Genomic DNA, 7,659 nt, shown 5'->3' with positions numbered 1-7,659 from the left:
GGGCCCGGCCCGGAGCCCGGCCCCGCCCCTGGCCCCGCGGCCGGCGCAGGGAACGACGCAGCGCCGCCCGGCGGACCGGACGGCGCTGCGAGGAAGGTGTCAGACGGTGGGGTACTGCCCGCGCTTGACCTGCGGCTTCGGCAGGCGCAGGAAGCGCAGCTGCCACGCCCGCGTGAGGATGTAGAGGAACGTCCCGCGCTGCATCGAGCCGAACTTGGCCGTGAGCTTCTTGCGGAACGACAGCCACAGCACGATGCAGTCGAGCACGAAGAGCGCCACGAACGCCCACACGAGCAGCAGCGAGTACGAGGCGATGACGGTCTGCGACGCGGCGAACCCGACGATGAGGAACAGCACGAGGACCGGCATCATGATCTCGCCGACGTTCCAGCGGGCGTCGATCCAGTCACGCACGAACTTGCGCTGCTCGCCCTTGTCCTTCGCGGGGAGGTAGCGCTCCTCGCCGTTGGCCATGCCGACGCGGGCCTTCTCGCGCTCGTTCGTGAGCCGGGCACGGGCGGCCTTCTTGTCCTCGGCGGAGCCGCCGACGATGGGCCGGCGGTTCGCCGCCTCGCGCTCACGACGGGTCGGTGTCGGGCGGCCCTTCCCCTGTTCGAGGAGCTCGGCCTCGGACGGGTTGACGGTCGTGTTGGTCTTGGGGGCTGCCTTCGCCACGATGCGTTCCTGACTGCGGTCTGCGTGCTGGATCGTCCTCTAGATTACGGGACATGACCGACACCGACCAGCACGCCGCCGCCACCGACCCCGCACTCCTCGACGCCCTCCGCGAACACGTGCAGGGCGCGCTGCCCACGACGATCGCCGACCTGTCCGCCCTCGTGCGGCTGCCCTCGGTGTCCTGGTCGGCCTTCGACCCGGCGAACGTGCGGGCCAGCGCCGAGGCCGTCGCGGACCTGGCGCGGTCGACGGGCGTGTTCAGCGCGGACGACGTGCGCATCGTCCGTTCGGCGGTCGACGGCGACACGGCCGACGTCGAGGCCGCCGGCGGAGAGCTCGGACAGCCGGCCGTCCTCGCGGTCCGCCCGGCGCGGAACGGCAAGCCGACCGTGATGCTGTACGCCCACCACGACGTCCAGCCGCAGGGCGACGACGAGCTGTGGGAGACGCCGCCGTTCGAGCCGACCCTGCGCGGCGACCGTCTCTACGGCCGCGGTGCTTCGGACGACAAGGCCGGCGTGATGACCCACATCGCGTCGCTCCGGGCGCTGCACGCGCAGTTCGGCGACGACCTCGAGCTCGGCGTCGTCCTGTTCGTCGAGGGCGAGGAGGAGTTCGGATCCCGGTCGTTCCGCACGTTCCTCCGCGAGCAGCGGGAGCACCTCGCCGCCGACGTCATCGTGGTCGCGGACAGCGACAACTGGTCGACCGAGGTCCCGTCGATCACGGTCTCGCTGCGCGGCAACGTCACCTTCAAGCTGACCCTGACGACGCTCGAGCACGCGAGCCACAGCGGCATGTTCGGGGGAGCGGCGCCGGACGCCATGATCCCGATGGCCCGGCTCCTCGCCTCCCTGCACGACGACGACGGCGCCGTCGCCGTCGCGGGGCTCACGTCGTACGAGGCCGACGTCCCGGAGCGCACCGAGGACCAGCTGGCCGGTGACGCCGCACTGCTCCCGGGCGTCCGTCCGGTCGGCCGGGGCGACGTGCTGTCGCGGATGTGGTTCCAGCCGTCGATCACGGTCACGGGCATGGACGTCCCGAGCGTCGCGAACGCGTCGAACACGCTGTTGCCGACGGTCTCGGCCCGGGTCTCGGTGCGCGTTGCGCCGGGACAGGCCGCGACGGACGCGTACGCCGCGGTGGAACGGCACCTGCGCGCGCACGTGCCGTTCGGCGCCCGACTGGAGATCAGCGAGCCGGACGCCGGCGACGGGTTCCTGGTGGACACCGCCGGCTGGGCTGTCCAGGAAGCGCGGACGGCGATGGCCGAGGGGTGGGGCGAGTCGCCCGTCGAGCAGGGCATCGGCGGCTCGATCCCGTTCGTCTCCGACCTCGCCGCGCAGTTCCCCGAGGCGCAGATCCTCGTGACGGGTGTCGAGGACCCGGACACCCGCGCGCACAGCCCGAACGAGTCCCAGCACCTCGGCGTCCTGCACCGCGCCATCGCTTCCGAGACGATCCTGCTCGCGCGTCTCGCGACTCGCGGCTGACGGTGCTTACAATCGATCCGAGCGCGGTGAACGACACCGCACGGAGGGAGACGCGCGGATGAGCGACACCATCACCGACCACGCACCGACGACCGAGGCGCCGTCGCACGGCGTCCTGCTCAGCGACGCGGCCGCGGCGAAGGTGGCGAGCCTCCTCGAACAGGAAGGCCGCGACGACCTGCGCCTCCGCCTCGCCGTCCAGCCCGGCGGGTGCTCCGGCCTCATCTACCAGCTCTACTTCGACGAGCGCCTGCTCGACGGCGATGCCACGGCCGAGTTCGGCGACGGCGTCGAGGTCGTCGTGGACAAGATGAGCGTCCCGTACCTCGACGGTGCCTCGATCGACTTCGAGGACACCATCCAGAAGCAGGGCTTCACGATCGACAACCCCAACGCGCAGGGCAGCTGCGCGTGCGGTGACAGCTTCCACTGATCGCCGACGACCCGACACGAGCGGGGAGTGACCGACACGGTCGCTCCCCGCTCGTTCGTTCCCGGGATGTCGCATCCCGCGCGACCAGGGAAAACCCTTCCCGGGGGAGTGCGGATGGCGGCTCGAGGCGTGTCGCGTGTGCGCGAGCGGTCCCGAGCTGCGAGTAAGCTAGGAGTGTTCCAACCAAGCTGGGAGCGAGCCATGCGCGACCTTCACGTCGCGGCCCGCTCCGGTTTCACGTTCTTCCGAGAGGTAACAGTGCGTTCGAATCGCCGTATACGTTGGGCGGCCGTCCCGGTGGCCGTCGGTCTGGTCATCGCACTGGCTGGTTGCTCGCAGCAGCAGCTGAACGGATGGCTCCCCGGCACGGAGGAGACGAAGGACGTCACCAACCACACGAGCCGCATCGTCGGCCTGTGGACCACCAGCTGGGTCGTGCTGCTCGCGGTCGGTCTGATCGTGTGGGGCCTCATCATCTGGGCAGCGATCGTCTACCGCCGACGCAAGGGCCAGACCGGCCTGCCGGTGCAGATGCGCTACAACATGCCGCTCGAGATCTTCTACACGATCGTGCCGCTGATCCTCGTGCTCGGCTTCTTCGCCTTCACCGCCAAGGACCAGGCCGCGATCGAGCAGCCGTTCAAGAACGCCGACGCGACGATCCACGTCTACGGCAAGCGTTGGGCGTGGGACTTCAACTACATCAACGAGGACGACAAGTCCAAGAGCGTCTACTACCAGGGCATCCAGGCCCAGGAAGAAGAGAACGCCAACGGCGCGATCGACGAGTCGCAGCTCCCGACCCTCTACCTGCCCAAGGGCAAGAAGGTCCACATCGAGCTCTCCTCGCGTGACGTCGACCACTCGTTCTGGATCATCGACTTCCTCTACAAGAAGGACATGCTCCCGGGCAAGCAGAACGACGAGTACTTCATCCCGCAGAAGCTCGGTACCTACCAGGGCAAGTGCGCGGAGCTGTGCGGTGAGTACCACTCGCTCATGCTCTTCCAGGTGAAGGTCGTCACGCCGACCGAGTACCAGAAGTACCTCGACTCGCTCGAGGAGCAGGGCAAGGTCGGGCTGCTCGGCAACGAGTACAACACCAACACGAACGAACCCAACGACAAGACGCCCGTCACGGCGTCGAGCGACAACAAGTAGGGGCTCCGTCAGATGACCACGTCACTCGTCGGCCAGCCGGCTGCAGGGACCACGACACTGGACTTCCAGGCGTCGAAGGTCGGCCGGAAGGGCAACATCATCGTCCGGTGGATCACCTCCACGGACCACAAGACCATCGGGTACATGTACCTGATCGCCTCGTTCATCTTCTTCCTGCTCGCGGGTGTGATGGCGCTCGTCATCCGTGCCCAGCTCTTCGAGCCCGGCCTGCACGTGGTCGCGACGAAGGAGCAGTACAACCAGCTCTTCACGATGCACGGCACGATCATGCTGCTGATGTTCGCGACGCCGCTCTTCTCGGGCTTCGCGAACGCGATCATGCCGCTCCAGATCGGTGCGCCGGACGTCGCGTTCCCCCGTCTGAACGGGTTCGCCTTCTGGCTCTACCTGTTCGGCTCGCTCATCGCCGTCGGTGGCTTCCTCACCCCGCAGGGCGCCGCGTCCTTCGGGTGGTTCGCCTACGCGCCACTGAGTGACACGACGTTCACGCCAGGGCTCGGTGGCACACTCTGGGTCTTCGGCCTCGGCATGACCGGCTTCTCGACGATCCTCGGTGCGGTGAACTTCATCACCACTATCATCACGATGCGTGCACCGGGTCTGACCATGTTCCGCATGTCGATCTTCACGTGGAACACCCTCGTGACCGCGCTGCTCGTGCTGATGGCCTTCCCGGTCCTCGCCGCCGCGCTCTTCGGCCTCGGCCTCGACCGCGTGTTCGACGCCCAGATCTTCAACCCGGCCAACGGCGGGGCCCTGCTCTGGCAGCACCTGTTCTGGTTCTTCGGCCACCCCGAGGTCTACATCATCGCGCTGCCGTTCTTCGGCATCGTGTCCGAGATCTTCCCGGTGTTCAGCCGCAAACCGATCTTCGGGTACAAGACCCTCGTCTACGCGACCATCTCGATCGCGGCCCTCTCGGTCACGGTGTGGGCGCACCACATGTACGTCACCGGTGGCGTCCTGCTCCCGTGGTTCTCGCTCATGACGATGCTCATCGCGGTCCCGACCGGCGTGAAGATCTTCAACTGGGTCGGCACCATGTGGCGCGGCTCGGTGACCTTCGAGACGCCGCTGCTGTGGTCGATCGGCTTCCTCATCACCTTCACGTTCGGTGGTCTCACCGGTGTGATCCTGGCGTCGCCGCCCCTCGACTTCCACGTGTCCGACTCGTACTTCGTCGTCGCGCACTTCCACTACGTGGTGTTCGGCACCGTCGTCTTCGCGATGTTCGCGGGCTTCTACTTCTGGTGGCCGAAGTGGACCGGCAAGATGCTCAACGAGCGTCTCGGAAAGATCCACTTCTGGCTGCTGTTCATCGGCTTCCACACGACGTTCCTCATCCAGCACTGGCTGGGCGTCATCGGCATGCCGCGTCGCTACGCGACCTACCTGCCGAACGACGGCTTCACCTGGATGAACCAGCTGTCGACGATCGGCTCGATGATCCTGGCGATCTCGTTCCTGCCGTTCATCTTCAACGTCTACGTGACCGCTCGGAACGCACCGAAGGTCGCCGTGAACGACCCGTGGGGCTACGGCCGCTCGCTCGAGTGGGCGACCAGCTGCCCGCCGCCGCGGCACAACTTCACGTCGATCCCGCGGATCCGTTCGGAGTCGCCGGCGTTCGACCTCAACCACCCCGAAGCGGGTGTGCCGATCGGTGTGGGTCCGGCCAAGGACGCCCCCGACGCTCCGACCTACGACGCCGCGAAGGGCGAGGTGAAGTAAGGCGATGCGCGCCAACACCAACCTGTTCTGGATCCTCTTCGGGTTCTTCATCTTCGCGGACGCCGCGTACACCATCTGGTCGCTGATCTACTACGGCCGTGTGGAGTGGGTCGGCACCGTGGCCATCGGCCTCACCGGGATCATGTCCGCGTTCATCGCGTTCTACCTCGGTAAGGTCATGTCCTCGCAGGGCGGCGTGCTGCCCGAGGACCGCCCGGACGCCAACATCGAGGACGGCGACGCCGAGCTCGGCCACTTCAGCCCGTGGTCGTGGTGGCCCATCCTGCTCGCCGGTGCGACGGGACTCTGCTTCCTCGGCGTCGCGGCCGGCCTGTGGATCGTCCCGATCGGACTCGCCTGCGTGGCGATCACGCTCGTCGGCTGGGTCTACGAGTACTACCGCGGCAACTTCGGGCACTGACCTGGACGTCCAACGCACCTGACTTCGGGCGGCACCACTCCGGTGCCGCCCGAAGTGCGTTCCGCCAGACGACGGAACACGGCACCGGCCAGACGACGGAACACGGCACCGGCCAGACGACGGAACACGGCACCTGTGCCGGAACCGCAGCACGACCTCCGGAACGCAGGCCCACCAACGAACCTGCTCGTCCGGGAATCAACCGGTCCGCCCACGGCTTGGCCTCAAGCGGACCACCCCACCACAGCGAAAGGAGTCACCTCCGGTGACCGACAAGCGCACTCTCATCATCTTCGGCGCGACGGGCGACCTCGCCTCCCGCCTGCTGCTGCCGGGCCTCGGCACGTTCCTGCAGAGCGGTCGAGCGGTGCCCGTCCAGCTCATCGGCACGGGCCGCAGCGCCCGCAGCGAGGAGCAGTGGAAGGACGTCGTCACGAAGTCCTTCGCGTCGCAGGACGTGAAGGGCCCGGAGGTCGACGCCACCCTCGCGTCGACGCAGTTCATCCAGGGTGACCCGACCGACCCCGAGCACCTCAAGGCCCTGTTCGCGGCGGCCGACGACGACGCCGAGCCGATCCTCTACTTCGCCCTCCCGCCGCAGATCGCCTCCGACATCTGCGAGGCGCTCCAGCAGGTCGAGCTGCCCGAGGGCACGACCCTCGCGTTCGAGAAGCCGTTCGGCACCGACGTCGACAGCGCGAAGGCCCTCAACGAGACGGTCCTCAAGCTCGTCCCCGAGGAGCGCGTGCACCGCACCGACCACTTCCTCGGCCGCACCACGGTCCTCAACATCATCGGCCTGCGCTTCGCGAACCGCCTGTTCGAGCCGATCTGGAACGCCGACAACATCGAGAAGGTCGACATCTTCTACGACGAGACCCTCGGTCTCGAGAACCGCGCCCAGTACTACGACGAGGCCGGCGCGATGGTCGACATGATCCAGTCGCACCTGCTGCAGATCCTCGGCATCGTGACGATGGACGCCCCGGCCGACATCGACGCGGTCGAGTTCCGCTCGTCCCTGGCCCGCGTGCTCCGCTCGACCGAGCTCAAGGGCGGCGACCCGAAGATCGCGTCGCGTCGCGCCGTGTACACGGCCGGCACCATCGACGGCAAGGAGCTGCCGTCGTACCAGGACGAGCACGGCGTCGACCCGTCGCGCCAGACGGAGACGCTCGCCGAGATCTCGGTCGAGGTCGACACCGCGCGCTGGAAGGGCGTCCCCTTCACCCTCCGTTCCGGCAAGGCGCTCGGCGCCAGCCGGAAGGAGGTCCTGATCACCTTCAAGCCCGTGACCCGGCTGCCCTCCGGCCTCTCCGGTCGCCCCAAGTCGGACACGCTCCGGATCGTCCTGAACCCCGACGAGATCGAGCTGTCGGTGTCGGCGAACGGCGGCGGTAACCCGTTCGAGATGGGGCAGGTCACGCTGTCGTCCTCCTTCGCGGACGGCGAGCTCACCCCCTACGGCGAGGTCCTCAACGGGATCTTCCACGACGACCCGCTGCTCTCGATCCGCGGTGACGTGGCCGAGCGCTGCTGGGAGATCGTCGAGCCGGTCGTCGACGCCTGGAAGGCGGACGAGGTCCCGCTCGAGGAGTACCGCGCGGGTTCGCGCGGTCCGGCGGACTGGGAGTCGTCGTCCTGACGGACGTGACCTCGACGCCCTGATCGGGCGTTGACGTCGGACGGGAGGCACGGTGCCAGCTGGCACCGTGCCT

The 7,659-nt window shown here is 67.9% G+C and carries 7 protein-coding genes; 6 read left to right on the top strand and 1 reads right to left on the bottom strand.

The window, feature by feature from the left end; all coding sequences use genetic code 11:
* Positions 1 to 99 precede the first annotated feature (99 nt).
* The gene (locus Q7F20_RS16920) at positions 100 to 675 is read right to left on the bottom strand and encodes a DUF3043 domain-containing protein (protein WP_070418662.1); all 576 of its coding nucleotides are present in this window, start codon (positions 673 to 675) and stop codon (positions 100 to 102) included.
* Between the two features lie 53 nt (positions 676 to 728).
* On the opposite strand from Q7F20_RS16920, the gene Q7F20_RS16915 reads away from it, so the two are divergent.
* The 6 genes from Q7F20_RS16915 (at position 729) to Q7F20_RS16890 (ending at position 7,586) form a co-directional block, all read left to right on the top strand.
* Positions 729 to 2,174 carry a dipeptidase gene (locus Q7F20_RS16915; protein ID WP_305741232.1) on the top strand — a complete coding sequence of 482 codons (1,446 nt, stop codon included), beginning with the start codon at positions 729 to 731 and terminating at the stop codon, positions 2,172 to 2,174.
* Between the two features lie 58 nt (positions 2,175 to 2,232).
* The gene (locus Q7F20_RS16910; protein WP_092387612.1) at positions 2,233 to 2,607 is read left to right on the top strand and encodes an iron-sulfur cluster assembly accessory protein; all 375 of its coding nucleotides are present in this window, start codon (positions 2,233 to 2,235) and stop codon (positions 2,605 to 2,607) included.
* A gap of 258 nt (positions 2,608 to 2,865) precedes the next feature.
* Positions 2,866 to 3,768: a cytochrome c oxidase subunit II gene (gene coxB / locus Q7F20_RS16905; protein ID WP_305741231.1), complete on the top strand. Its 903-nt coding sequence runs from the start codon at positions 2,866 to 2,868 to the stop codon at positions 3,766 to 3,768.
* 12 nt (positions 3,769 to 3,780) lie between these two features.
* Positions 3,781 to 5,520, top strand: coding sequence for a cytochrome c oxidase subunit I (ctaD, locus tag Q7F20_RS16900; protein ID WP_305741230.1), 1,740 nt, complete (start codon positions 3,781 to 3,783; stop codon positions 5,518 to 5,520).
* Between the two features lie 4 nt (positions 5,521 to 5,524).
* Positions 5,525 to 5,941: a cytochrome c oxidase subunit 4 gene (locus Q7F20_RS16895; RefSeq protein ID WP_305741229.1), complete on the top strand. Its 417-nt coding sequence runs from the start codon at positions 5,525 to 5,527 to the stop codon at positions 5,939 to 5,941.
* Positions 5,942 to 6,206: 265 nt separating this feature from the next.
* Complete coding sequence (locus tag Q7F20_RS16890; protein ID WP_305741228.1) at positions 6,207 to 7,586, top strand: glucose-6-phosphate dehydrogenase; 1,380 nt, start codon at positions 6,207 to 6,209, stop codon at positions 7,584 to 7,586.
* Positions 7,587 to 7,659 lie beyond the last annotated feature (73 nt).

It is taken from the genome of Curtobacterium sp. A7_M15 (assembly GCF_030705415.1).
Lineage (GTDB): Bacteria > Actinomycetota > Actinomycetes > Actinomycetales > Microbacteriaceae > Curtobacterium.
This window is presented reverse-complemented; position numbering and strand designations above follow the sequence as displayed.